The 21940-nt window shown below is 70.6% G+C and carries 21 protein-coding genes and 2 pseudogenes; 10 read left to right on the top strand and 13 right to left on the bottom strand.

Annotation, left to right across the window (positions count from 1 at the left end; all coding sequences use genetic code 11):
• Positions 1 to 212: 212 nt before the first annotated feature.
• Entirely contained in the window at positions 213 to 470 is a 258-nt protein-coding gene (locus BLW85_RS39050) for a hypothetical protein (protein WP_143060509.1), read from the bottom strand.
• A 398-nt stretch (positions 471 to 868) separates the two neighbouring features.
• Here BLW85_RS39050 and BLW85_RS38135 point away from each other — a divergent pair, with 398 nt between their 5' ends.
• On the top strand, positions 869 to 1285 hold the full coding sequence (locus BLW85_RS38135; protein ID WP_074996431.1) for a hypothetical protein: 417 nt from the start codon (positions 869 to 871) through the stop codon (positions 1283 to 1285).
• A 111-nt stretch (positions 1286 to 1396) separates the two neighbouring features.
• Here BLW85_RS38135 and BLW85_RS38130 read toward each other — a convergent pair whose 3' ends face one another.
• Positions 1397 to 1858, bottom strand: a complete 462-nt coding sequence (locus tag BLW85_RS38130; RefSeq protein WP_074996385.1) for a hypothetical protein — start codon at positions 1856 to 1858, stop codon at positions 1397 to 1399.
• Positions 1859 to 1941: 83 nt separating this feature from the next.
• Between BLW85_RS38130 and BLW85_RS38125 the strand changes: the two are divergent.
• A pseudogene (locus BLW85_RS38125) lies at positions 1942 to 2430 on the top strand (HD domain-containing protein); the annotation flags it as partial.
• 105 nt (positions 2431 to 2535) lie between these two features.
• Here BLW85_RS38125 and mobF read toward each other — a convergent pair.
• On the bottom strand, positions 2536 to 6108 hold the full coding sequence (gene mobF / locus BLW85_RS38120) for a MobF family relaxase (protein WP_074996430.1): 3573 nt from the start codon (positions 6106 to 6108) through the stop codon (positions 2536 to 2538).
• 91 nt (positions 6109 to 6199) lie between these two features.
• Here mobF and BLW85_RS39045 point away from each other — a divergent pair, with 91 nt between their 5' ends.
• Both BLW85_RS39045 and BLW85_RS39700 read left to right on the top strand, forming a co-directional pair.
• Complete coding sequence (locus BLW85_RS39045) at positions 6200 to 9277, top strand: AAA family ATPase (RefSeq protein WP_143060517.1); 3078 nt, start codon at positions 6200 to 6202, stop codon at positions 9275 to 9277.
• Entirely contained in the window at positions 9274 to 9708 is a 435-nt protein-coding gene (locus BLW85_RS39700; protein WP_167381491.1) for a hypothetical protein, read from the top strand. The genes BLW85_RS39045 and BLW85_RS39700 overlap by 4 nt, the downstream gene beginning before the upstream one ends.
• Before the next feature lie 105 nt (positions 9709 to 9813).
• Here the strand turns inward: BLW85_RS39700 and BLW85_RS38100 are convergent.
• Positions 9814 to 10302: pseudogene (locus tag BLW85_RS38100) on the bottom strand (HD domain-containing protein); the annotation flags it as partial.
• A gap of 83 nt (positions 10303 to 10385) precedes the next feature.
• Between BLW85_RS38100 and BLW85_RS38095 the strand changes: the two are divergent.
• Positions 10386 to 10847, top strand: coding sequence for a hypothetical protein (locus BLW85_RS38095; RefSeq protein WP_074996385.1), 462 nt, complete (start codon positions 10386 to 10388; stop codon positions 10845 to 10847).
• 111 nt (positions 10848 to 10958) lie between these two features.
• On the opposite strand, the gene BLW85_RS38090 is transcribed toward BLW85_RS38095, so the two are convergent.
• The gene (locus tag BLW85_RS38090; protein ID WP_143060510.1) at positions 10959 to 11651 is read right to left on the bottom strand and encodes a hypothetical protein; all 693 of its coding nucleotides are present in this window, start codon (positions 11649 to 11651) and stop codon (positions 10959 to 10961) included.
• Between the two features lie 125 nt (positions 11652 to 11776).
• Here BLW85_RS38090 and BLW85_RS39040 point away from each other — a divergent pair, with 125 nt between their 5' ends.
• Positions 11777 to 12034 (top strand): hypothetical protein, encoded by a 258-nt coding sequence (locus BLW85_RS39040; protein WP_143060509.1) that lies wholly within the window; start codon positions 11777 to 11779, stop codon positions 12032 to 12034.
• Positions 12035 to 12515: 481 nt separating this feature from the next.
• Here the strand turns inward: BLW85_RS39040 and BLW85_RS38085 are convergent, their stop codons facing one another.
• The 3 genes from BLW85_RS38085 to BLW85_RS38075 all read right to left on the bottom strand — a co-directional run bounded on the left by BLW85_RS38085 (position 12516) and on the right by BLW85_RS38075 (position 15215).
• Positions 12516 to 13907 carry a hypothetical protein gene (locus BLW85_RS38085; protein ID WP_074996383.1) on the bottom strand — a complete coding sequence of 464 codons (1392 nt, stop codon included), beginning with the start codon at positions 13905 to 13907 and terminating at the stop codon, positions 12516 to 12518.
• Positions 13908 to 14118: 211 nt separating this feature from the next.
• Positions 14119 to 14298: a hypothetical protein gene (locus BLW85_RS38080; protein WP_074996382.1), complete on the bottom strand. Its 180-nt coding sequence runs from the start codon at positions 14296 to 14298 to the stop codon at positions 14119 to 14121.
• The gene (locus BLW85_RS38075) at positions 14295 to 15215 is read right to left on the bottom strand and encodes an RNA polymerase sigma factor (protein ID WP_074996428.1); all 921 of its coding nucleotides are present in this window, start codon (positions 15213 to 15215) and stop codon (positions 14295 to 14297) included. The genes BLW85_RS38080 and BLW85_RS38075 overlap by 4 nt, the downstream gene beginning before the upstream one ends.
• Positions 15216 to 15412: 197 nt before the next feature.
• Here BLW85_RS38075 and BLW85_RS38070 point away from each other — a divergent pair, with 197 nt between their 5' ends.
• The 3 genes from BLW85_RS38070 to BLW85_RS38060 are packed head-to-tail and all read left to right on the top strand — an operon-like array spanning position 15413 to position 17258.
• A complete protein-coding gene (locus BLW85_RS38070; protein WP_074996427.1) occupies positions 15413 to 15646 on the top strand; it encodes a hypothetical protein in 234 nt (77 codons plus the stop codon).
• The gene (locus BLW85_RS38065; protein WP_079172699.1) at positions 15643 to 16758 is read left to right on the top strand and encodes a site-specific integrase; all 1116 of its coding nucleotides are present in this window, start codon (positions 15643 to 15645) and stop codon (positions 16756 to 16758) included. The genes BLW85_RS38070 and BLW85_RS38065 overlap by 4 nt, the downstream gene beginning before the upstream one ends.
• Entirely contained in the window at positions 16755 to 17258 is a 504-nt protein-coding gene (locus BLW85_RS38060; RefSeq protein ID WP_244175072.1) for an endonuclease domain-containing protein, read from the top strand. Before BLW85_RS38065 ends, BLW85_RS38060 begins: the two co-directional genes overlap by 4 nt.
• 53 nt (positions 17259 to 17311) lie before the next feature.
• Here the strand turns inward: BLW85_RS38060 and BLW85_RS39855 are convergent, their stop codons facing one another.
• From BLW85_RS39855 to BLW85_RS38035, 4 genes are all read right to left on the bottom strand, one after another.
• Complete coding sequence (locus BLW85_RS39855) at positions 17312 to 17488, bottom strand: helix-turn-helix domain-containing protein (RefSeq protein WP_074996434.1); 177 nt, start codon at positions 17486 to 17488, stop codon at positions 17312 to 17314.
• A gap of 236 nt (positions 17489 to 17724) precedes the next feature.
• Positions 17725 to 18249: an RNA polymerase sigma factor gene (locus BLW85_RS38050; RefSeq protein ID WP_074996426.1), complete on the bottom strand. Its 525-nt coding sequence runs from the start codon at positions 18247 to 18249 to the stop codon at positions 17725 to 17727.
• 549 nt (positions 18250 to 18798) lie between these two features.
• The gene (locus BLW85_RS38040) at positions 18799 to 19713 is read right to left on the bottom strand and encodes a helix-turn-helix domain-containing protein (protein WP_074996424.1); all 915 of its coding nucleotides are present in this window, start codon (positions 19711 to 19713) and stop codon (positions 18799 to 18801) included.
• An 11-nt stretch (positions 19714 to 19724) separates the two neighbouring features.
• Positions 19725 to 19991, bottom strand: a complete 267-nt coding sequence (locus BLW85_RS38035) for a hypothetical protein (protein ID WP_037850836.1) — start codon at positions 19989 to 19991, stop codon at positions 19725 to 19727.
• Between the two features lie 602 nt (positions 19992 to 20593).
• On the opposite strand from BLW85_RS38035, the gene BLW85_RS39035 reads away from it, so the two are divergent.
• Positions 20594 to 20809, top strand: a complete 216-nt coding sequence (locus BLW85_RS39035; protein WP_143060515.1) for a hypothetical protein — start codon at positions 20594 to 20596, stop codon at positions 20807 to 20809.
• 232 nt (positions 20810 to 21041) lie between these two features.
• On the opposite strand, the gene BLW85_RS38030 is transcribed toward BLW85_RS39035, so the two are convergent.
• Positions 21042 to 21668 carry a helix-turn-helix domain-containing protein gene (locus BLW85_RS38030; RefSeq protein ID WP_074996423.1) on the bottom strand — a complete coding sequence of 209 codons (627 nt, stop codon included), beginning with the start codon at positions 21666 to 21668 and terminating at the stop codon, positions 21042 to 21044.
• Positions 21669 to 21940: the final 272 nt, after the last annotated feature.

Raw genomic sequence — 21940 nt, 5'->3', positions numbered from 1 at the left:
GTCTAGGAGCCCAGGTTATAGACCGAGGCGCTATTTCCCGTACGATCAATCTGCGCGGATGACACATAAAACTTGTTGCAGAGGGCCCCTTCTCCGGGCTGCATCCAGGTCAAGGGCCCTCTGTCGCGTCACAGCCAGCGAGCCCGGTCGTGTGAGATTCGGCCGGGCTTGCTGCTGTCCCGACGCTACGACCAACACTCACCGCTCCTTGATCAGGAGAAGTGCTGCACCACGAGGTTGGCGAGTCCCGCGAGTACGGGTGACCAGTCGACCAGGAGTTGCACTACGAGCTTGCGTCGTTCGCGACGCCGCTCGGCGGCCTCCTGCTCCTCCTGATCGCCTCCGCTATCGACAGGTGTCTTGCCATCCACATGTTCCTCCGTGGCGCCGAAGTAGCCCGGCAGGGCTGCCGGGCCTTCACCGGCTGGTGAAGTACGTGGCAGACGCCGCGAAGGAACGCCCTCCAGCATAGAGGTGAGGGTAACAGCTCAGACCCGGGTGACCACAACTTATGTGCTTGTTAAAGCTACTGATCGCTAGTCAAACCCGGTGTCTACCTGCGGGAATGAAAATTTCTAGGCGTCTCGAAAACAGATGAACAAGGTCGTGTTCCTGGCCATGGTTGATCCCGGCGGGATCAACCATGGCCAGGAGCCTGCGCATAGATCGACGCCGGGCGGGTGCAGTGGGGTCGGTGCGCGGGGCCACACCGTGCGGGAGCTGGCGGAAAACCCGTGGTGCGCCTGTTCGTGAAGGAGGTCGTACGGGGGATCGCCCGGCGTGTGCGACGCGGCCGCGAGTCGGCGGCCGCGCACAGTGAGGCGGGGCCGGTCTTCGCGGCCTGGACGCCGACGGAACGGAGATAGCGGTGACGACGGTCGCGGACGGCAGGACGGGCGAGCAGCTCGCCGAGGAGCTGCTGCAGGGCGTGGGCAACGAGGGGATGCGGGCGGCGACCCGGTTGCTCGGCGCGTACCGGGACGGGTACTGGCTGCGGCGCCTGCTGGAGAACGAGGCGGAGTGGTCGGCGGCCGCCGACAAGCCGGTCATCGACCGCAGCGGCACGCACCCCTCGGTGGATTGGGACTCGATCGGGCTGCTGATGCTCGACCGGCCCTGGGTCTTGAGGTCGTCGCACAGTGAGATGGCCATGCTGGAGGTCGCCGCCTCGCTGGTGAGGCGCTGCGCGGTGCAGCTCGGCTCGGTCGTCCAAGCCGTCGACGACGACGAGTTCCGGCTGATCCTGCGGGCTCTGCGGGAGGCCGCGTACGGCGACGTGCGCTGAGACGCGGCGTGCCCCGCGGTGGGCCGTGGCACCCCTCCACGGACCACCGCGGAGAAGGGACACCGGGTCCGTTCTCCGCCACCACGGTCTAGTGGAGGGCGCGGCGGCGGATCACAACCGGTCGAGGCCGAGCATCCGGCTCACCGCCTGTTCGACGGTGATGCCGCTTCGCGGCCGACGAGGCGGGGCTACAGATGGCACAGGCGGCAGTTCGACCGTGATGACTTCGACACGCTGTCCCGGGGCGGCCTGGGCGGCGATGCGGTTGCGCTCCTTCTCGGAGGCGGCGAAGAGAACGAGCGGGACGAGGCGGTTGCGCAGTGCCGGAATCCGGCTGGCTACGGGGCAGATGACCGCGTACGGCTTGCCGTTCACATACACGGGCACGCCCATCGCGTACTCGGGGGTGCCGCTCTCGGCGACCTTGGGGTAGGAGCCGGCCTCGTGGAAGACGAACTCCACCACCGGCTTCACCAGCGCCTTCTGCCACTGGAGCAGGGCCTCGATCGCGGCGAGATGCTCCTGTTCGGCCGCCTGCTTCGCCTCCCGCTGACGCTGCTGGACTGCGAGCATGCGCTCGATGATCTGGTCCCGCCGGGCTTGCGCCTGGACCTGCTCCTGTTCCAGCTTGAAGTACGCGCGGGTGACCCACCTCCACCGGCAACAAGGCCCCGGAGTCCGTCGCCGAGCACAGCTTCCGGGTCGGGGTGATCGGCTCGGTGCTCGCCATGATAGAAGGCGTCAACGCCTCGCGGGTGGCGCTGATGTGCCTCTTCCACGACTCCCAGGAGACCCGGGTCGGGGACATCCCGCACATCGGCCGCAAGTACCTGCGGGCGGCGCCGAACGGCGAGGTGACCGCCGACCAGGTCGCCAACGCCCACCCGGCGGTCCGCGAGGGTGTGCAGGGCGCGGTCGACGAGTACGAGGCCGGCGAGACCCCGGAGGCGGTCGTCGCCCGCGACGCGGACAAGCTGGAGTGCCTGGTGCAGGCCGTCGAGTACCGGGAGCAGGGCTACAGCCTCACCCAGAACTGGATCGACACCAGCCTGGCGGCGCTGAAGACCCCGTCGGCGAAGGCGCTGGCCGACGCCGCGCTGTCGATGCCGTCGCTGGAGTGGCAGAAGAACTTCCTGCCGTCCTGACCCTCCGCGCACGTAGGCCCCCGGCGGACCACTCCTCCCAGAGCGCCGCCGGGGGCCTTCTCCATGCCTGCTCACGCCCCGTTGGAGCCGTTGGACCTAACAGGACTACCGGCCGGGCAGGGAGGGCCCTCCAAGGCCCTGAGAAGGTGGCTGACGGTGATAGCCAGCCGACTCCTGAGCCCGGGCCCGGGACTGTTCGGCGGCCGCGCGCTTCTGCGCGACGATGTGCGACCGGCGGGCCTTGGTCTCGATGTCGTGCAGCTCGGGGTACTTCGTGGCGATGGTCTTGCGCAGGGCCTGCTCGGCCTGGCCGGCCGCCACGGTCTTCCGGCTCTTGGCGGCCGCGTCGGTGTACTGGGTGACCTCGCCCTGCAGCCGGGTCAGTGTCTGGGCATCGCGCCGGTCGAGGCTGATCTCGATGTCCGGGAGCTGCTCACGCATCTTCGTCAGCCGTTCGGTGACGGTGGCGACGTCGTCCGGCGCGGGCTTCTGCGCGTCGACGTCGCGGAACTGCCCGGCGAACTTGCTGGTGCGGATCATCTCCCACGCCGCCACCCGGGCCGCGTTGGCCGCGCTGCGCGCCTCGCTCGCCTCCGTGTGCCAGGCCGCCCGCTCGGCGGTGACATCGGCAATGTCCGCTGCGATCTGCTTCTTGGTGACACCGGCCCGCAGCCGCTCCAGGGGCCCCAAATTCTTCTTCGGCTCCAGGTAGTCGCGCAGGTACCGGTCCCGTTCCTCCGCTTCCTTGCGCGCGTTGGCCGCCCGGGCGAGTTGCTGGGCTGCCTCCTGGGCCTTCGCCTCCGCCTGGTCCAGCAGGGTCGCCGCCGCAGCGACGAACGCCTGCCCGCGGGTCTGCCCGGCCTCCCTCTCCTGGGCAAGGCGTTCCTCGAGGACGCGCGCCTTCTCCGCCGTCTGCGCGGCACCGCGCTCGGCGATCCCGGCCCGCTCGTAGGCCAGCTTGATAACCCGGGCCAGTTCGGCATCCGACCGCTTGCCGTACGGCCGGGTCTTCCAGGACTGCACGGACGCCATCTCCCGCCGCCGCTGGATCTCCGCCAGACGCTTCTCGTTGGCGGCCCGCTCCCGGGCGTCGTCCTCGGTGGCGGGCTGTACCTGCACGGCGACGTCGTCGGCGGCCGCGGTGTCCGCCTGGGCCTCGGCGGCGACCCGCTGTGCCTCCTCCTGTGCCTGGCGTGCGCGACCGGGGGAGACGGCTGTCGCCGCATGGGCCCGTCGTAGGGCGGCCTCACTCTCCCCGCGGGCCCGCTCGTGCTCGCGCACGCTCGCCTGCTCCGGCAGGCGTACGGCCGGGGTCGGCGGTTCGCGCAGCAGGTCCGAGACCATGGAGTCGCCTCGGTCCTGTCCCAGGAAGCGTGCGAACGCGGTGACGGCGCGCTGCAGCCGCTCGGTCTCGGTGCGGGCCGCGCCGAGGCGGGCCTGCGTCTCGTCGTCCTCGACGACCTGCAGGGGCAGCCACAGGTGGTTCTCGGCGCGGCCGCGGGTGATGCCCGGGTAGACGGCGAAGGCGTTCGCGCCGTGCCCGTACAGCAGGCTCACCTCGCTGGTGAGGCCCTGGCTCGCGGCGACGGTCATCGCGTAGCCGAGGGAGAGGGCGCCGGAGCTGATGGCCTGTGGGTCGAACCAGGCCGACACCGTGTCGTTCGTCTTCTTGTCGCGCCAGGTGATCTCGACGCGGTGGTCTTCGTCGATCGCCGTGACCACGGCGCGGTAGCCGTTGAGGACGTCGGGGCCCTCGCCGCGGCGGCTGCGGTAATCGTTCTGGCGCACGCGCACCAGGTCGCCCACCGCGAAGTTGATGTCCGCGCCGCCGGACAGGGCGTAGCGGTGTTCCGCGCCGAGTTCGCCGCGCTGCCGACGGATCTGCTGTGCGCCCAGGTTCAGCAGGTCCACGTCCGTGTTCTTGGCGGCCAGTACGGTCAGCGAGTCGATCAGGTCGTGCGGGTCGGTCCAGCGGCCGCGTACCTCATCCCAGGTGGTGAGGATCTGCCCGTGCGCCTCGATGGCGCTCTCGGTGGCGTGGACGCGGCCGGTGTCGGCCAGGATGCGCAGGGCCTGCTCGTGGTCGCCGGTGCGCCACACCTCCAGGGCGGCGCGCTCGGCGTCGTTGCGCTGGCGCCGGTTCTCGATGAGCGTGAGGCCGCCGACGAGTCGGTGGACCTCCTTGAACCAGCCGCCCGGGCCGATCGCCTGGAGCTGCTTGGGGTCGCCGATCGCCACCAGTTTGGTGCCGGTGCGCTGCGCCTCCTTCATCAGGGCGGCGGCCTGCCGGTCGTTGGACATGGTGGCCTCGTCGACGACCAGGACGTCGATGCCGGTGAGTCCGTTACCGTCGCGGATCTGCGTCAGCCAGGAGGCGATCGAGCGGGCCGGGATGCCGGAGGCGTCGTCCAGGCTCTTGGCCGCGACCGCGCTCACGGTGGCGCCGGCGTAGGTGTGGCCGGTGGCGTCCCACGCGATCCGGCACGCCTCCATGAGCGTGCTCTTGCCGGTGCCGGCCGCGCCGATGTGCGCGTCGATGCCGTGCCCGGCGGTCAGCGTCCGCTCGATCGCCGCGCGCTGTTCGCCGGACAGGGCGAAGCCGTTGGCGACCTCGAAGACGGACATGGCGGCCGCGGCCTGCTCGGTGGTCAGCTGCACCGCGCCCTCGTCGAACCGGACCAGGGCCTGGCTGGTGACGAGCTCCTCGGCGTCGAGGATGTCGCGGGTGGTGTAGCGGTCCATCGACGACATGACGGTGGAACCGACGTGCGGGAGGCGCACCGCGTATCCCTCGACGGCGAGGACCTGGTCCGCGAGTTCGTCCAGCAGGCCCGGCTCGGCGCCGATGCCGAACTCCATCGCCGTCGCCACGGCGGCGAGCAGCTGCGCGCGGGAGAACGACTTCTCCGACGCCGTCAGCCCGGTCTCGGGGTCGAAGACGATCCGCGCGAGGTCGTCCGGGCCGGGCCGCTGCGGACCGCCGCCGGGACCGTCGATGCCCGCACCGCCGCCGTCGGGCGGCCCGGGCGCGGCGGCCGCCACCATCGCGTCGACGTCGCCGACGACCGCCTCGGCGCGGGTGCGCCAGCTGGAGCGCATCCCGGACGCGTCGGCGTCGACTTTCGCGCGGCGGGTCTCGTCGGCGATGCGCTGCCGGTCCTCTCGCGAGGCATCCGCGCCCACGCGCTCGTCGAGCGCGATGTGCCGGCGGGAGAACGCGTCGCGCAGCTCCTCGGGGACATGGCGGATCTCCCACGCGCGGGTCTCCGGGTTGTACTCGCGGCGGATACCGAACGTCGCGTACGTCAGCTCCCGCACCCGGGCCTTGAAGTACGCGTCGAGGGCCTTGGCGTGTCGGTGGAAGTCCTGTCCGCTGTTGGCGATGGCTCGCCACTCGCCGTCCTCGCACAGCGCCATGTTGGCGATCGTGACGTGGACGTGCAGGTGCGGGTCTCCCGGTTCGCCCGGTGTCACCGGACGGGCGGCGAGGTGCTCCACCGACCAGCCGAGCAGACCGCCGGTCGCGATGCGCACCTTCTCTCCGTCCTCGCCGGTGACGGCGTAGCCGATCCACTCCTCGGCCTGGCGGACCGTGTCGTTCTTCGCCTGCTGCACCAGCTCCCGGAACTCACGCTCGCCGAGGTCGCCCGACCCGCCGCGCTCGGCCCGGACTCGCACGCGTCGACCGGCCGCCGCCCCGCCCGCGACCGGCTCGCGCCGTGACGCGGCCGCTCATGGCGACCTCGGCGAGCGTGAGTTCCGGGAGCTGGTGCAGCAGGCGAAGAACGACACGGTCCGCCAGGCCGAGGAGTGGATCGGCTACGCCGTCACCGGCGAGGACGGAGAGAAGGTGCGCATCGCGACCGGCGGTCTGCTCGGCTGGTCGGTGGAGCACCTCGCCGCCCGTCCGGTGACACCGGGCGAACCGGGAGACCCGCACCTGCACGTCCACGTCACGATCGCCAACATGGCGCTGTGCGAGGACGGCGAGTGGCGAGCCATCGCCAACAGCGGACAGGACTTCCACCGACACGCCAAGGCCCTCGACGCGTACTTCAAGGCCCGGGTGCGGGAGCTGACGTACGCGACGTTCGGTATCCGCCGCGAGTACAACCCGGAGACCCGCGCGTGGGAGATCCGCCATGTCCCCGAGGAGCTGCGCGACGCGTTCTCCCGCCGGCACATCGCGCTCGACGAGCGCGTGGGCGCGGATGCCTCGCGAGAGGACCGGCAGCGCATCGCCGACGAGACCCGCCGCGCGAAAGTCGACGCCGACGCGTCCGGGATGCGCTCCAGCTGGCGCACCCGCGCCGAGGCGGTCGTCGGCGACGTCGACGCGATGGTGGCGGCCGCCGCGCCCGGGCCGCCCGACGGCGGCGGTGCGGGCATCGACGGTCCCGGCGGCGGTCCGCAGCGGCCCGGCCCGGACGACCTCGCGCGGATCGTCTTCGACCCCGAGACCGGGCTGACGGCGTCGGAGAAGTCGTTCTCCCGCGCGCAGCTGCTCGCCGCCGTGGCGACGGCGATGGAGTTCGGCATCGGCGCCGAGCCGGGCCTGCTGGACGAACTCGCGGACCAGGTCCTCGCCGTCGAGGGATACGCGGTGCGCCTCCCGCACGTCGGTTCCACCGTCATGTCGTCGATGGACCGCTACACCACCCGCGACATCCTCGACGCCGAGGAGCTCGTCACCAGCCAGGCCCTGGTCCGGTTCGACGAGGGCGCGGTGCAGCTGACCACCGAGCAGGCCGCGGCCGCCATGTCCGTCTTCGAGGTCGCCAACGGCTTCGCCCTGTCCGGCGAACAGCGCGCGGCGATCGAGCGGACGCTGACCGCCGGGCACGGCATCGACGCGCACATCGGCGCGGCCGGCACCGGCAAGAGCACGCTCATGGAGGCGTGCCGGATCGCGTGGGACGCCACCGGCCACACCTACGCCGGCGCCACCGTGAGCGCGGTCGCGGCCAAGAGCCTGGACGACGCCTCCGGCATCCCGGCCCGCTCGATCGCCTCCTGGCTGACGCAGATCCGCGACGGTAACGGACTCACCGGCATCGACGTCCTGGTCGTCGACGAGGCCACCATGTCCAACGACCGGCAGGCCGCCGCCCTGATGAAGGAGGCGCAGCGCACCGGCACCAAACTGGTGGCGATCGGCGACCCCAAGCAGCTCCAGGCGATCGGCCCGGGCGGCTGGTTCAAGGAGGTCCACCGACTCGTCGGCGGCCTCACGCTCATCGAGAACCGGCGCCAGCGCAACGACGCCGAGCGCGCCGCCCTGGAGGTGTGGCGCACCGGCGACCACGAGCAGGCCCTGCGCATCCTGGCCGACACCGGCCGCGTCCACGCCACCGAGAGCGCCATCGAGGCGCACGGGCAGATCCTCACCACCTGGGATGAGGTACGCGGCCGCTGGACCGACCCGCACGACCTGATCGACTCGCTGACCGTACTGGCCGCCAAGAACACGGACGTGGACCTGCTGAACCTGGGCGCACAGCAGATCCGTCGGCAGCGCGGCGAACTCGGCGCGGAACACCGCTACGCCCTGTCCGGCGGCGCGGACATCAACTTCGCGGTGGGCGACCTGGTGCGCGTGCGCCAGAACGATTACCGCAGCCGCCGCGGCGAGGGCCCCGACGTCCTCAACGGCTACCGCGCCGTGGTCACGGCGATCGACGAAGACCACCGCGTCGAGATCACCTGGCGCGACAAGAAGACGAACGACACGGTGTCGGCCTGGTTCGACCCACAGGCCATCAGCTCCGGCGCCCTCTCCCTCGGCTACGCGATGACCGTCGCCGCGAGCCAGGGCCTCACCAGCGAGGTGAGCCTGCTGTACGGGCACGGCGCGAACGCCTTCGCCGTCTACCCGGCATCACCCGCGGCCGCGCCGAGAACCACCTGTGGCTGCCCCTGCAGGTCGTCGAGGACGACGAGACGCAGGCCCGCCTCGGCGCGGCCCGCACCGAGACCGAGCGGCTGCAGCGCGCCGTCACCGCGTTCGCACGCTTCCTGGGACAGGACCGAGGCGACTCCATGGTCTCGGACCTGCTGCGCGAACCGCCGACCCCGGCCGTACGCCTGCCGGAGCAGGCGAGCGTGCGCGAGCACGAGCGGGCCCGCGGGGAGAGTGAGGCCGCCCTACGACGGGCCCATGCGGCGACAGCCGTCTCCCCCGGTCGCGCACGCCAGGCACAGGAGGAGGCACAGCGGGTCGCCGCCGAGGCCCAGGCGGACACCGCGGCCGCCGACGACGTCGCCGTGCAGGTACAGCCCGCCACCGAGGACGACGCCCGGGAGCGGGCCGCCAACGAGAAGCGTCTGGCGGAGATCCAGCGGCGGCGGGAGATGGCGTCCGTGCAGTCCTGGAAGACCCGGCCGTACGGCAAGCGGTCGGATGCCGAACTGGCCCGGGTTATCAAGCTGGCCTACGAGCGGGCCGGGATCGCCGAGCGCGGTGCCGCGCAGACGGCGGAGAAGGCGCGCGTCCTCGAGGAACGCCTTGCCCAGGAGAGGGAGGCCGGGCAGACCCGCGGGCAGGCGTTCGTCGCTGCGGCGGCGACCCTGCTGGACCAGGCGGAGGCGAAGGCCCAGGAGGCAGCCCAGCAACTCGCCCGGGCGGCCAACGCGCGCAAGGAAGCGGAGGAACGGGACCGGTACCTGCGCGACTACCTGGAGCCGAAGAAGAATTTGGGGCCCCTGGAGCGGCTGCGGGCCGGTGTCACCAAGAAGCAGATCGCAGCGGACATTGCCGATGTCACCGCCGAGCGGGCGGCCTGGCACACGGAGGCGAGCGAGGCGCGCAGCGCGGCCAACGCGGCCCGGGTGGCGGCGTGGGAGATGATCCGCACCAGCAAGTTCGCCGGGCAGTTCCGCGACGTCGACGCGCAGAAGCCCGCGCCGGACGACGTCGCCACCGTCACCGAACGGCTGACGAAGATGCGTGAGCAGCTCCCGGACATCGAGATCAGCCTCGACCGGCGCGATGCCCAGACACTGACCCGGCTGCAGGGCGAGGTCACCCAGTACACCGACGCGGCCGCCAAGAGCCGGAAGACCGTGGCGGCCGGCCAGGCCGAGCAGGCCCTGCGCAAGACCATCGCCACGAAGTACCCCGAGCTGCACGACATCGAGACCAAGGCCCGCCGGTCGCACATCGTCGCGCAGAAGCGCGCGGCCGCCGAACAGTCCCGGGCCCGGGCTCAGGAGTCGGCTGGCTATCACCGTCAGCCACCTTCTCAGGGCCTTGGAGGGCCCTCCCTGCCCGGCCGGTAGTCCTGTTAGGTCCAACGGCTCCAACGGGGCGTGAGCAGGCATGGAGAAGGCCCCCGGCGGCGCTCTGGGAGGAGTGGTCCGCCGGGGGCCTACGTGCGCGGAGGGTCAGGACGGCAGGAAGTTCTTCTGCCACTCCAGCGACGGCATCGACAGCGCGGCGTCGGCCAGCGCCTTCGCCGACGGGGTCTTCAGCGCCGCCAGGCTGGTGTCGATCCAGTTCTGGGTGAGGCTGTAGCCCTGCTCCCGGTACTCGACGGCCTGCACCAGGCACTCCAGCTTGTCCGCGTCGCGGGCGACGACCGCCTCCGGGGTCTCGCCGGCCTCGTACTCGTCGACCGCGCCCTGCACACCCTCGCGGACCGCCGGGTGGGCGTTGGCGACCTGGTCGGCGGTCACCTCGCCGTTCGGCGCCGCCCGCAGGTACTTGCGGCCGATGTGCGGGATGTCCCCGACCCGGGTCTCCTGGGAGTCGTGGAAGAGGCACATCAGCGCCACCCGCGAGGCGTTGACGCCTTCTATCATGGCGAGCACCGAGCCGATCACCCCGACCCGGAAGCTGTGCTCGGCGACGGACTCCGGGGCCTTGTTGCCGGTGGAGGTGGGTCACCCGCGCGTACTTCAAGCTGGAACAGGAGCAGGTCCAGGCGCAAGCCCGGCGGGACCAGATCATCGAGCGCATGCTCGCAGTCCAGCAGCGTCAGCGGGAGGCGAAGCAGGCGGCCGAACAGGAGCATCTCGCCGCGATCGAGGCCCTGCTCCAGTGGCAGAAGGCGCTGGTGAAGCCGGTGGTGGAGTTCGTCTTCCACGAGGCCGGCTCCTACCCCAAGGTCGCCGAGAGCGGCACCCCCGAGTACGCGATGGGCGTGCCCGTGTATGTGAACGGCAAGCCGTACGCGGTCATCTGCCCCGTAGCCAGCCGGATTCCGGCACTGCGCAACCGCCTCGTCCCGCTCGTTCTCTTCGCCGCCTCCGAGAAGGAGCGCAACCGCATCGCCGCCCAGGCCGCCCCGGGACAGCGTGTCGAAGTCATCACGGTCGAACTGCCGCCTGTGCCATCTGTAGCCCCGCCTCGTCGGCCGCGAAGCGGCATCACCGTCGAACAGGCGGTGAGCCGGATGCTCGGCCTCGACCGGTTGTGATCCGCCGCCGCGCCCTCCACTAGACCGTGGTGGCGGAGAACGGACCCGGTGTCCCTTCTCCGCGGTGGTCCGTGGAGGGGTGCCACGGCCCACCGCGGGGCACGCCGCGTCTCAGCGCACGTCGCCGTACGCGGCCTCCCGCAGAGCCCGCAGGATCAGCCGGAACTCGTCGTCGTCGACGGCTTGGACGACCGAGCCGAGCTGCACCGCGCAGCGCCTCACCAGCGAGGCGGCGACCTCCAGCATGGCCATCTCACTGTGCGACGACCTCAAGACCCAGGGCCGGTCGAGCATCAGCAGCCCGATCGAGTCCCAATCCACCGAGGGGTGCGTGCCGCTGCGGTCGATGACCGGCTTGTCGGCGGCCGCCGACCACTCCGCCTCGTTCTCCAGCAGGCGCCGCAGCCAGTACCCGTCCCGGTACGCGCCGAGCAACCGGGTCGCCGCCCGCATCCCCTCGTTGCCCACGCCCTGCAGCAGCTCCTCGGCGAGCTGCTCGCCCGTCCTGCCGTCCGCGACCGTCGTCACCGCTATCTCCGTTCCGTCGGCGTCCAGGGCCGCGAAGACCGGCCCCGCCTCACTGTGCGCGGCCGCCGACTCGCGGCCGCGTCGCACACGCCGGGCGATCCCCCGTACGACCTCCTTCACGAACAGGCGCACCAACGGGTTTTCCGCCAGCTCCCGCACGGTGTGGCCCCGCGCACCGACCCCACTGCACCCGCCCGGCGTCGATCTATGCGCAGGCTCCTGGCCATGGTTGATCCCGCCGGGATCAACCATGGCCAGGAACACGACCTTGTTCATCTGTTTTCGAGACGCCTAGAAATTTTCATTCCCGCAGGTAGACACCGGGTTTGACTAGCGATCAGTAGCTTTAACAAGCACATAAGTTGTGGTCACCCGGGTCTGAGCTGTTACCCCTCACCTCTATGCTGGAGGGCGTTCCTTCGCGGCGTCTGCCACGTACTTCACCAGCCGGTGAAGGCCCGGCAGCCCTGCCGGGCTACTTCGGCGCCACGGAGGAACATGTGGATGGCAAGACACCTGTCGATAGCGGAGGCGATCAGGAGGAGCAGGAGGCCGCCGAGCGGCGTCGCGAACGACGCAAGCTCGTAGTGCAACTCCTGGTCGACTGGTCACCCGTACTCGCGGGACTCGCCAACCTCGTGGTGCAGCACTTCTCCTGATCAAGGAGCGGTGAGTGTTGGTCGTAGCGTCGGGGACAGCAGCAAGCCCGGCCGAATCTCACACGACCGGGCTCGCTGGCTGTGACGCGGACAGAGGGCCCTTGACCTGGGATGCAGCCCGGAGAAGGGGCCCTCTGCAACAAGTTTTATGTGTCATCCGCGCAGATTGATCGTACGGGAAATAGCGCCTCGGTCTATAACCTGGGCTCCTAGACACGCGTTTACCTGCGCCGACCTCGACAGCGCTGACTCGGCTCGCGCGGCGCCGCATCTCTGCCTCCGATCCCGCTCCCAGATGGCCACCGTCGCCGGTCGCGACGACACGCTGCCCGTGCTCACCGGTGTGCGCAGCGCCGCTGACCGGCCAGGTGGATAACGCGCGGCTCACGCCCGTTGCCACCCGGCATCGGTTCGTTGCACGCGACGGGGGGCCGGAGCCACTGGCATTGGCTCCGGCCCCCGTCAGGGCGGGTGAGGACGGTCAGTTGGTGTCCTCGTGCGGTTCGAGCAGCGCGAAGTACGTCTCACGCTGCTGCTCGGTCAGCTCGCCGTCGAGCGAGAGCGCCGACCGCAGCGCGCTCAGGGTGTCCGCCGCCGGCGCCTTCCACGTCTTGTGTGCCTGCCACTGGATCTCCCCGATGGTGGCGTACGCCTCGGCGGGGAAGCACCGGATGTACCAGTCCAGCGTCTTGGCCACCGACGGCGTCAGGTTGAGGTGCCACCAATGCGCCGGCCCGTCACCCTCCTCGTCCGCGTCATCGCCGACCATGTCGAGGGACTCGGCGAAGTCGTGCAGCACCGCGGCCCGCACGGTCCGTCCCAGATGGTCGGTGGGGACGATCTCGTCGAGACTGGCCGCCACCGACCAGGCCAGCGCGTCCGCGACCTCAGCGACGGACTCCTTGTTGCGCTGGCGCAGCACCCACCGCTTGCGCACGTCGGGCCGGTCGAACAGCGTGTGGTGGAAGTCGACGGCGAACCGGTCGCGGACCTCGACCGCGCCGGGGGAGAGGCTGTCGGGGTCGCCGGCGGACATGGCGGACTTGACTCCCTGATAGGAGCGCTGGCGGGACTCCACCCAGTCTTCCGCCACGGCCCGGGCCCACTGGTCGCGGCCGCCGACGACGGCCTGCGGCAGCGGCACCTCGGAGTTGCCGCGCGAGATGTAGGCGCGCAGCGTCGAGGCGGTGATGCCGCCGAGTTCCGCCAGCTCCGGGGCGCCGATCAGCTGCGCGCCGGTCAGTTCGGGGCTGGAGACGTCGACGACGCACCGATCCAGCGGCAGGGCGCCGTCCTGCTCCTGGTGGCGGGCGGCCCACAGCGCCAGGTGGTCGGGCCAGTTGTCCGGCCGCGCGGCGTCCGGGTCGAAGGTGGCTACCTTGCCGACGTAGGCCTTGGCCGGGTCGGCGCGGCCGTCGAGCATGTCGGCGGCGGTGACGGTGACGGCCATGCGGGCCTTGCGCCGCTCGTAGTCCTCCTCGACCGGGTTCCAGACCTGCCCGGGCCGGTACCACGTCTCGCCGTTCCACCAGTAGCCGCCGGCGCGGAACAGCAGCTGCTCGCCGTCCCAGTCCATGTGCAGGGCGGAGGTGTCGCCGTCGCGCAGCAGCAGCACGGTCCGGCCGTGCTCGGGGTGGTGGCGTACCGCCCAGCCGAGCGTGTGGTCGAGCGGGTCGGTGGTGAACGCGCGCCAGCCGCCGTCGGCGCGGTTCTTGTCGAAGCGGCCCCACATGCCCGGGCCCCTGTTGCGGCCCACGGCCTCGATGGCGTCGGGGCCCTCGTCGAGCGGGAGGTGGGAGTCGTCGACGAAGGGCAGGCCCGGCACCGGGTGATCGGTGCGCAGGCCGTTGGCGAGCGGAACGACGTGACTCAAGACTGATTCCTCGTTTCCCTTCGGGTGCTGCACGATTTATGCATCACTGAACCTGTCTCCCTTATACATGTGCGCCAACCGTCTTCGTGCAGCCATTTCCGGCCATCTTCACCGCGCCCGTCCGCGATCCGCGGACGGAGGTGATCGCGTCGGATACCTGCGGAGGGTTATCCGACGCGATCGGCGGTGACTCTCTGGATCCGGCGAAGGGTCAGCTGGGTGGCTCGTCCGATTCGATCGCGCTGGGAGGTGTCCGGCACGCTTGCTGCCGGGTGCGGATGCGCTGCCATCCGGTGGTGCCGGCCAGCAGCACCAGCCCGGCGATGACATTGCCGACCACGTCGTGAAGGACGAAGTCGTACAGTGCTGCCAGCACAGTGGTCTTGGTCATCGCCGCACACCCGCTTGCCGTGCCTGCTGGGCGCGCCGCTGAAGGGCTGCGGCCATACGATCGTCCGCGCCGGGCTCCGGGTGATGGCCCGTGAGGTCGCGGTACTCCTTGCGGAGGAGTTGCCTGCGTTCCCGCAGGTGCCGGTGGATCCGATAGATCCGGTCGGTGACCATCTTGGCGGTGATGCCGAGCGTCTCGCCGATCTCGGCGTAGCTGTACCCCTCGTAGACCATGCGGAGCATGTGGCGCTTGTGCTCCGGCAGGGACGCCAAAAAGTCGTTCAGCCAGGCGTTCACGAGCACGGACTCGTCCTCGAATGGGGAGTTGCCGGTCCACCAGGGCGACAGGTCCACGGTCCAGTCGTCCATCACGCCCAGTTCCGCGAGCCGGCGGTCGTGCTGACGGCACCACTTCCGGTAGTGACGCGGGAAGGACTGCAGGACCCCGCGGGTGAAGTAGGTGCGCAGGCTGGCGGCCGAGGGGCGCCGGCCTCCGGTGGGCTCAGGGCTCTCCGGCTCCCACTGCGGATTCCATCCGCCTTCGCGCAGCGCGTGCTTGACGAAGGCAGGCCAGGCGCCGCTGACCGCGGTGAGCACGAGGTCGATGCGCTCCTGCGGGTCGGTGCGCAGGACGTCCCCGTGACGGGAGTCGATGTCGAACTCCGCGTGGGCAGGTGCCGATGCCCGGACGCGCTCCACGATCTTTCGGTTAGAGCACCAGGAGTTCAACGTGACTGTGGCGTATGCCCACAGCTGCTCTTGTGTCAGCTGCATCTCCGAGCTGCGGAACTCGGCCCGGCGCAACCGCTCGACGAGCGCGGCGTCCTCGGCGCGCTGCCGCTCCGCCCGGGCCCTCGGGTCCTCGTCCGGAATCATGCCGATTCGCATGGAATCAGCCCTCTTGAGCTGTTCGATCATTCGCTGTGGTGTCATGAGCCCCACCCCCTGTCGTATCGCGTGTCCTTCGGCACGACGTAGCGGGGGATGGAAAAAACATCGCGCGTGATGCGCAGAAAACTTTGGGACCGGTTCATGTGGTCGCAGCGGCGGCCCGTCCGGCGAGTTCTGGCTCTTGATAATGTTCCTTCTCTAGAGCCAGAACTGAGGGAGGGGCAATGAGGAACGAGACCGCCGAACAGAACCGCTACCAGCGCGCACTCAGCGCGCAGACCAGTGCGAGCCGGGACCCGTCCACCAGCGGACAGGCTGGCTTCTGGGAGTTCAACGCCAAGGTGCTGCGAGAGCACCCGCCGGCCGACGGGCCCGAGCCCGCGTGCCAGGGGTGCGGGGAGCCCTGGCCCTGCGGAAGGGCCGAGACCGCCATGCAGCAGGTCGGTGTACGCGCGTGAGCGGCGGGACGGCCGGCCAGCTCGCCATCGTTGCGGCCGCCGGCGTCGTGGAGGCGGAGCTGGTGGACGACGAGACGGCCAGTGCCTCCGTCGTCGTCCACACGGACCGAGACCGGCGCCTCTCCCCCGAGACCGTCGCCGCCATCGAGGCGAGCGTCGCCGACTCCACCCGCCGGGCCTACCGTACGGACCGCGCCGCGTTCGCCGCTTGGTGCGCCCAGGAGGGCCGGACAACCGTTCCCGCGTCCGCTGAGACGATGGCGGAGTGGGTCCGGCATCTGACCGTCACGCCTCGGCCCCGCACGAACCGCCCGGCCGGACCGTCGACCATCGAGCGCGCCATGTCCGCCGTGACGTCCTGGCACGAGGAGCAGGGCTGGCCGAAGCCGAACATGCGCGGCGCCCGGGCCGTCCTCAACGCCTACAAGGACCGGCTGGCACAGGAGAAGGCGGAGGCCGCGCAGGCCCGGCAGGCGACCGCGGCTCTCCCGCCTCAGATCCGCGTCATGCTCGCCAGGCTCGACCGGACAACACTCGCCGGGATGCGCAACGCCGCCCTGGTCCTGCTTGGCTTCGCCACGGCGGCCCGCGTATCCGAGCTGGTCGCGCTCGACATCGCCACGGTGACCGAGGCGGAGCACGGCTACGACGTGACGCTGTACCGCAAGAAGGCCCGCAAGCACACGCTGAACCCGATCCTGTACGGCACCGACCCGGTCACCTGCCCCGTCCGGGCCCTGCGCGCCTACCTTGCCGCCCTGAAGGCCGCTGGGCGCACCGACGGCCCGCTGTTCGTCCGGGTAGACCGGTGGGACCGCATCGCCCCGCCGATGACCCGGCGCGGCCGCACCATTGGGGACCCGGCCGGGCGGATGACGGCGGAAGCCGCCGCTGAGGTGATCGATCGCCTGGCCGTGGCCGCCGGCCTCTCCGGTGACTGGTCCGGGCACTCCCTGCGCCGTGGCTTCGCCACCGCCGCCCGGGCCGCCGGGCATGACCCGCTGGAGATCGCCCGCGCGGGCGGGTGGGTCGACGGCTCCCGCGTCCTGGCCCGCTACATGGACGACGTGGACCGCGTAAAGAACTCGCCGCTGGTCGGGATCGGCCTGTGACCGCCCGCGCGGGTATCCCCGCCTGCTGGTCCTGGTCGCCCGAGCTGCCGACCGAGGATGACGCCCGCCGCCGCTTCTGGGAGGGCCTGGGCGACGTGAGCGGGTACAGCGCGAGCACGCTGGAACTGCTGGAGCGGGCGGCGGACCTGACCTGCGACGCCGACGAGGAGCGGCTGAGGGTCTGGCAGGCGGGCCGCTGCGCCATCTGCGGCGAGACGGACCGCCGCATGTACTGCGACCACGACCACGCCACAGGCCTCGTGCGCGGGTGGCTGTGCGTCTCGTGCAACACCCGTGAGGGCGTCGCCGTGGGCCCGGCCGGGACGCTGTTCGCCGCCTACCGCGAGCGGCCGCCCACGGCGATCCTCGGGCTCCGCATCCGCTACCGCGACCCGCTCACCCGCCGGTACGCCGCCTCCGAGCCGCCCAGGGGCGACGGGTGGGACGTCACCGCTGACCTCACCAGACAACGCCCGGAGGAGACCAGCAGTGCGCATTGACCCGCGTCTCGTGGCGAACAACGCCACCGCCGACGAGCGGGACCCGAACGAGGTCACAGGCCGTCGATGTTGGCACCCACCCAGCTTTCACGCAGGTATCCGTAGACGGCTTGTTCCGGCACACGGAAGTACCGGCCGTCGCGGATGGCCGGTAGATGCCCGGAGTGGACCAACCGGTAGACCGTCATCTTGGAGACACCCATGATGCTGGCGACTTCGGCCACCGTCAGGAAGACGACTTCCTCATTTAGCGGCCGCTCTCCGCGGCGCCCGGGAGCGGAGCTCTCGCGGCTGGGCCGGGCCGAGGTGTTGAGGGGTGCACTGGAAGGGACTTGTGGCTGTTCCTGGTCCGACGTCTCACGACTGGCCCGCTCGCGCAGGGAGGCCAGCCGGGCGCGGGCGTCGTTCTCATCTCTCCACAGTTCGGAGACGGCAGTCGCCGTAGCGTGCAGATGGCGCTCGAAGCTCATCGTTCACCTCCGCTGACGTCTGCAAGAACAGTTCCCAGGGCGGCACGGCCGAGACGGAGACAGGTCTTCACGGTGTTCACAGACACTCCCATGACGCCCGCGATCTCATCGTTCGGTAGGTCGAGTTGCCAGCGCAGCGCGATCGCGGTGCGCTGTCGGTCAGGCAGTTTGCGCACCGTCTCAAGGAGGACCAGCTCCCTCTCCCTCAGTCCAAGGTCGTCCGGCCCCTCGCTGTGCGGCAGTTCGCCGGGGTCCGTGCTCAGACCATGCCGTTGTCGGGAGGCCTGCACGCGCTGCAGCCGCTGGCCGGCCACCTTGAACAGCCACGCCTCCGGCTTCTCCAGGCGGTTGACGGTGTCCCAGTAGGTGAGTGCGGCCAGCATCGTCTCCTGGGCCGCATCGTCGATGACGGCGTGGTCCCCCTCAAGCCACAGCAGATAGCGCCTGACCTGCGGTTCCCAGCGAAGGAAGAACTGGTCGAAGTCGTCTGCACGAGCCGTGGATTCCCCTGGCTGGGTCATGGGCTGCCCCCCTCCTGCCACCCGGGTCAACGCGTCCGACTGGGAGCACCAGCGGGTTCCCCGATGACCGCCCGCCGTCCGTGGGCGACATCTTCCACCTGAAACCGGCGGTCCGGCAGCTTGCGCAACAACACCGAGAGGGTGGCGCGCCGCTCGCGCTCCATACCGCTGGCAGTCCGACCGCGGGCCAGTTCGTGGAGCACATCCCACAGCCCCGCCCCGTTCTTCCGGGGCCGCAAGATCAGACCAAGCAGGACGACCGCCACTGACCCGCCCGCCGCGTTCAACACCTCCGGACCCACCAGCACTCCATTCGTGACAGGTCGAAACCCAGCGCCCCGACTCTGCCCACTACAGGCATCGCGGGGCGGGAAAGGGTGAACGCCGCAGGAGATATCCGGTGTGGCGCTGGTCACGTTCCACACCTGGGCAAGGACGCGCTGAGAGCCGATTCAACCCTTCCCGTACCGCTACGGCCAGGTGTCGCCTTGACATCCTCCCTGGTCAGCAACGTCCTAGCGGACCTTCGTCGTCACTACTCTCCATCTGTCAGAAGAGCGCGCCGGGCGCCGGCTCCGGTTCCGGGATGGTGAAGGCCAGCTGTCCCTGCTCGGGCCGCTCGGGGACCTTGCGTGACTGCCTCGGCCGCCACCGATCACGGTCCAGGGCCATATCGGTACGTTTCACTTCCACCGCGACTCGCTGGAGCATGCCGTTGCTCGTCACGTACATGTGGCCGTCGGCCCCATGGGGATCCCGGAGGTTCCGTATGTACCTCCGCTCATCCAAACCGGGCGGCTCCGCGTACTCCCCCAGCGCCACCAGGGCACGCACGGTGGCTGACCCGGGCACATACTGAGCAGTGGCGGTACTCAGGGTGGAGAGGTCGTCCTGCTTCTCGTGCCGCCACGCGCGTGTCCAGGCAGCCTCCCAGTCCGGCCATTCCAGCTCCGGCACCTCGCAGGCCCTCAGATACGCCTGGAACTGCTGAAGGCCGTGTGGCATCGCCTGCTTGTTCACGATGCGGTGCGCACTGCTGCGCGGCAGGGCGCCGTAGCCGCCGGCTCGCTGCTCCATGGTGCGATACGGCGGCGAGCCAGCCTTCCGGTACAGCTCCACCAGGGCCGCGCCCAGATCGACGAAGTCGCGGACGAACTCCGGACGCGGAGCGGGCCGGTCCCGGCCAGCCCGCGTAAGGCGGGTCGCCTCATACCGGGCCCGCTTCCACAGAAGTCGTGCTTCCTCGGGTGAGGCGTCGCACGCCCGGGCGTAGTTCAGCACGGTCGGCAGCTTCGGAACGGTCTCCCCGGACGCGGCCCGCTGCAGCGTCGTGGCGTGGCAGCCGGCCCGCACCGACAGGGCCCGGTAGCCCTGCCGGGTGCGCCTCCGCTGTTCGCGCAACCACTCCTGCAGCTCGCGCAGCGCCTTATTGCTCGTGGTGAGCGGTCTCTCGGGACGGCACATGCACCATCACCTCACGCAGCCGGGGCCAGCAGGGCGCGCAGAGCGGCGCGCAGGCCCCGGGTGGTCGTCCCGGTGACCAAAGCGACCAGGAGGACGGCGATCAGACCGGCGCCGAGAAGGAGCTGCAGCACGACGGGCAGCGCCATGCCGGCGAAGGTGACCAGGGCGGCGGCCATGGTGATGACCACGATGATGACGACGGCCTCGGCACCGCCGAGGCGCCGCTGGGGCGGGGTTCCGCTCTCCACACAGGAAACGGCGAAACGGGGCTTGGGCACAAGGGCCTCCCTGCTGTTCGGGTCCGGCGACCCGCGGCCGCCGGACACCTGCCACTGACTCCAACTAGGCGCATCACAGGGGCGGTTGCAGCCGCCCGCAGCGGTGGTGCGTGGACAAGATGGTGGCAGCCGCAAGAGGCTGGAAGCCCCTCTCCCCGGTCCTTCGACGGGGTTTGATGCACCGGCGCCCCAACGCATCTATAGATGCGTGACTGCGAAAACTGCGACGCAGAGTCAGCGTTCCGCCCCATGCGCAACGGTGACCTGCGGGTCCGCCGTCGCCACCAAGATCGCAGAAGGTGTCAGTCCCTCGTGGTAGTGAACGAGTTGATGCATCCATGCCCCAATCGGGCTTGCATCAGATTCGAGGCACTGCGACGATCCGCGCACTTGGGCTTGCACCGACTGGGGCGGGCCCTGCCCTGATTGCTGCTGACTCCAACCAAAGTCGAACAGGGACCTTACGGCCTCGCGTTGCAGCGCGACGCCGCCGGGAGCCGGTACCGCCTCTGGTACCGGCTCTCTGTCTGAGGTGGGAGCACGTGTCGGTACGTGGCTGGAGCGAGCGCGGTCGGCTGTGACGCCGCCCGTACGATGACCGCGTGACAGCACGCCGCACCCTTGGCTCCGGTCCCCAGGCCGCGCACACCATCCGTGCCGCCCAAGCCGACCTGATCGACGCCCTGCCCGGCTTCCACCTTCCGGACGTTGCCGAGCTGCGCGCTCGGGGAGTACTCGGAGGCTCTGCGGCGACGGCCCTGTCCCCGCGGCGGACCCTCGGAGCCGGCGGCCGTGCCGACGAGGAGCCTCCCGCCTGACCTGGCTTACCGGTTGGTTTCGATCCCGCTCCCCCGGCACCGTCCGACGCGGTCAGCGCTTCCGTGATGCGGATGCGTGCGCGCCGGACGGCACCGGGGCCGTGCCCCTGGCCTGGACAAGTTCCGAATTCTCGACCGGAAATGAGGCGGCGCCAGTCACCGTCCGGGTCGGGGCGGTGTTGCCGGCGTCGAGCTGGAGAGGTGAAGCAGCTGTCGTACGTCTCCAGCTAGATCAGGCGGTAGAGGACTGGACGGGGGCGGGGAGCTCGGTGCCGGGGGCGGTCCCGGCGAGTGCGAGCTCGAGGCGTTCAGCGAGGCCAGCGAGTCCGGCGGACTCGGCGCGGTCGCGTTCGTCGTGGAGCCCCTGGGCAGTGAACTCGTCGAGGACCTGGGCGAAGCTCTTGGCGTTCGGCCCGTAGTGCTCGGGGAAGAAGCGGGCGAGCCACCAGGCGGCCGCCCGCCAGTCCGGGCGCAGGTAGCGCACCTGCCGTTCCTCGACGTCCAGGCCGGTGACGGGGTCGGTGTAGGCGCGCACGCGTTCCTCCAGGACCAGGCTCCCGGCACCGGCCTGCAGCACGCGGGCGAGGGCGCGGGTGGCCATCTGCGCCCGGGCGAGTTCCACCCGCCGGTACAGGTCCACGAACGCGTCCTCGCGCGGGTCGGCGGGTTGCCCGTTCTCGCGGGCCTCGGCGGCGGCGCGGCCGCAGGCGATCCACCGGGCGAGGGTGGCCCGGGACACCCCTGCGGCCTCGGCGGCCAGGACCGTGTTGGCCCCGACGGCGAAGGCCCTGACGATAGCGTCGACACGCTCCGGGGTCAGCAGGCAGGGGCGGCCGGGGCGGCGGTTGCTCGATCTCATGACGGCAGACCGTACGGACGCCGCTGGCTACCGTCGCGGCCTTATCGCGCGTTGTGCGACAGACCCACGCGTGCGCGTGCGCGAGGTCTCACGAGGGACGCGGGCCGGTTCCTGCTGGTCAACGGCGCAGCCGGTCGGTCCTGTTGGACCCAACGGGGTCAACCCTGTTAGGGGTAGCGGCCTGGCCTGCGGTTTTCCCTCGGTCGAGCAGACCGGGGCGCGGTGCACGTACGGGCCGTGGAGACGATACGGTCTGGCGGTGACGACAGCAC

The sequence above is a fragment of the Streptomyces misionensis genome (assembly GCF_900104815.1).
Taxonomy (GTDB): Bacteria; Actinomycetota; Actinomycetes; order Streptomycetales; family Streptomycetaceae; genus Streptomyces; species Streptomyces misionensis.
This window is presented reverse-complemented; position numbering and strand designations above follow the sequence as displayed.

Excerpts from the sequence above, each read along its gene's own strand:
- BLW85_RS39050 (WP_143060509.1), bottom strand. The coding sequence starts at position 470 with ATGCTGGAGGGCGTTCCTTCGCGGCGTCTGCCACGTACTTCACCAGCC.
- BLW85_RS38130 (WP_074996385.1), bottom strand. The coding sequence starts at position 1,858 with ATGCTCGCAGTCCAGCAGCGTCAGCGGGAGGCGAAGCAGGCGGCCGAA.
- BLW85_RS39700 (WP_167381491.1), top strand. The coding sequence starts at position 9,274 with ATGATCCGCACCAGCAAGTTCGCCGGGCAGTTCCGCGACGTCGACGCG.
- BLW85_RS38095 (WP_074996385.1), top strand. The coding sequence starts at position 10,386 with ATGCTCGCAGTCCAGCAGCGTCAGCGGGAGGCGAAGCAGGCGGCCGAA.
- BLW85_RS38090 (WP_143060510.1), bottom strand. The coding sequence starts at position 11,651 with ATGAACAAGGTCGTGTTCCTGGCCATGGTTGATCCCGGCGGGATCAAC.
- BLW85_RS39040 (WP_143060509.1), top strand. The coding sequence starts at position 11,777 with ATGCTGGAGGGCGTTCCTTCGCGGCGTCTGCCACGTACTTCACCAGCC.
- BLW85_RS38080 (WP_074996382.1), bottom strand. The coding sequence starts at position 14,298 with ATGACCAAGACCACTGTGCTGGCAGCACTGTACGACTTCGTCCTTCAC.
- BLW85_RS38075 (WP_074996428.1), bottom strand. The coding sequence starts at position 15,215 with ATGATCGAACAGCTCAAGAGGGCTGATTCCATGCGAATCGGCATGATT.
- BLW85_RS38070 (WP_074996427.1), top strand. The coding sequence starts at position 15,413 with ATGAGGAACGAGACCGCCGAACAGAACCGCTACCAGCGCGCACTCAGC.
- BLW85_RS38050 (WP_074996426.1), bottom strand. The coding sequence starts at position 18,249 with ATGACCCAGCCAGGGGAATCCACGGCTCGTGCAGACGACTTCGACCAG.
- BLW85_RS38040 (WP_074996424.1), bottom strand. The coding sequence starts at position 19,713 with ATGTGCCGTCCCGAGAGACCGCTCACCACGAGCAATAAGGCGCTGCGC.
- BLW85_RS38030 (WP_074996423.1), bottom strand. The coding sequence starts at position 21,668 with ATGAGATCGAGCAACCGCCGCCCCGGCCGCCCCTGCCTGCTGACCCCG.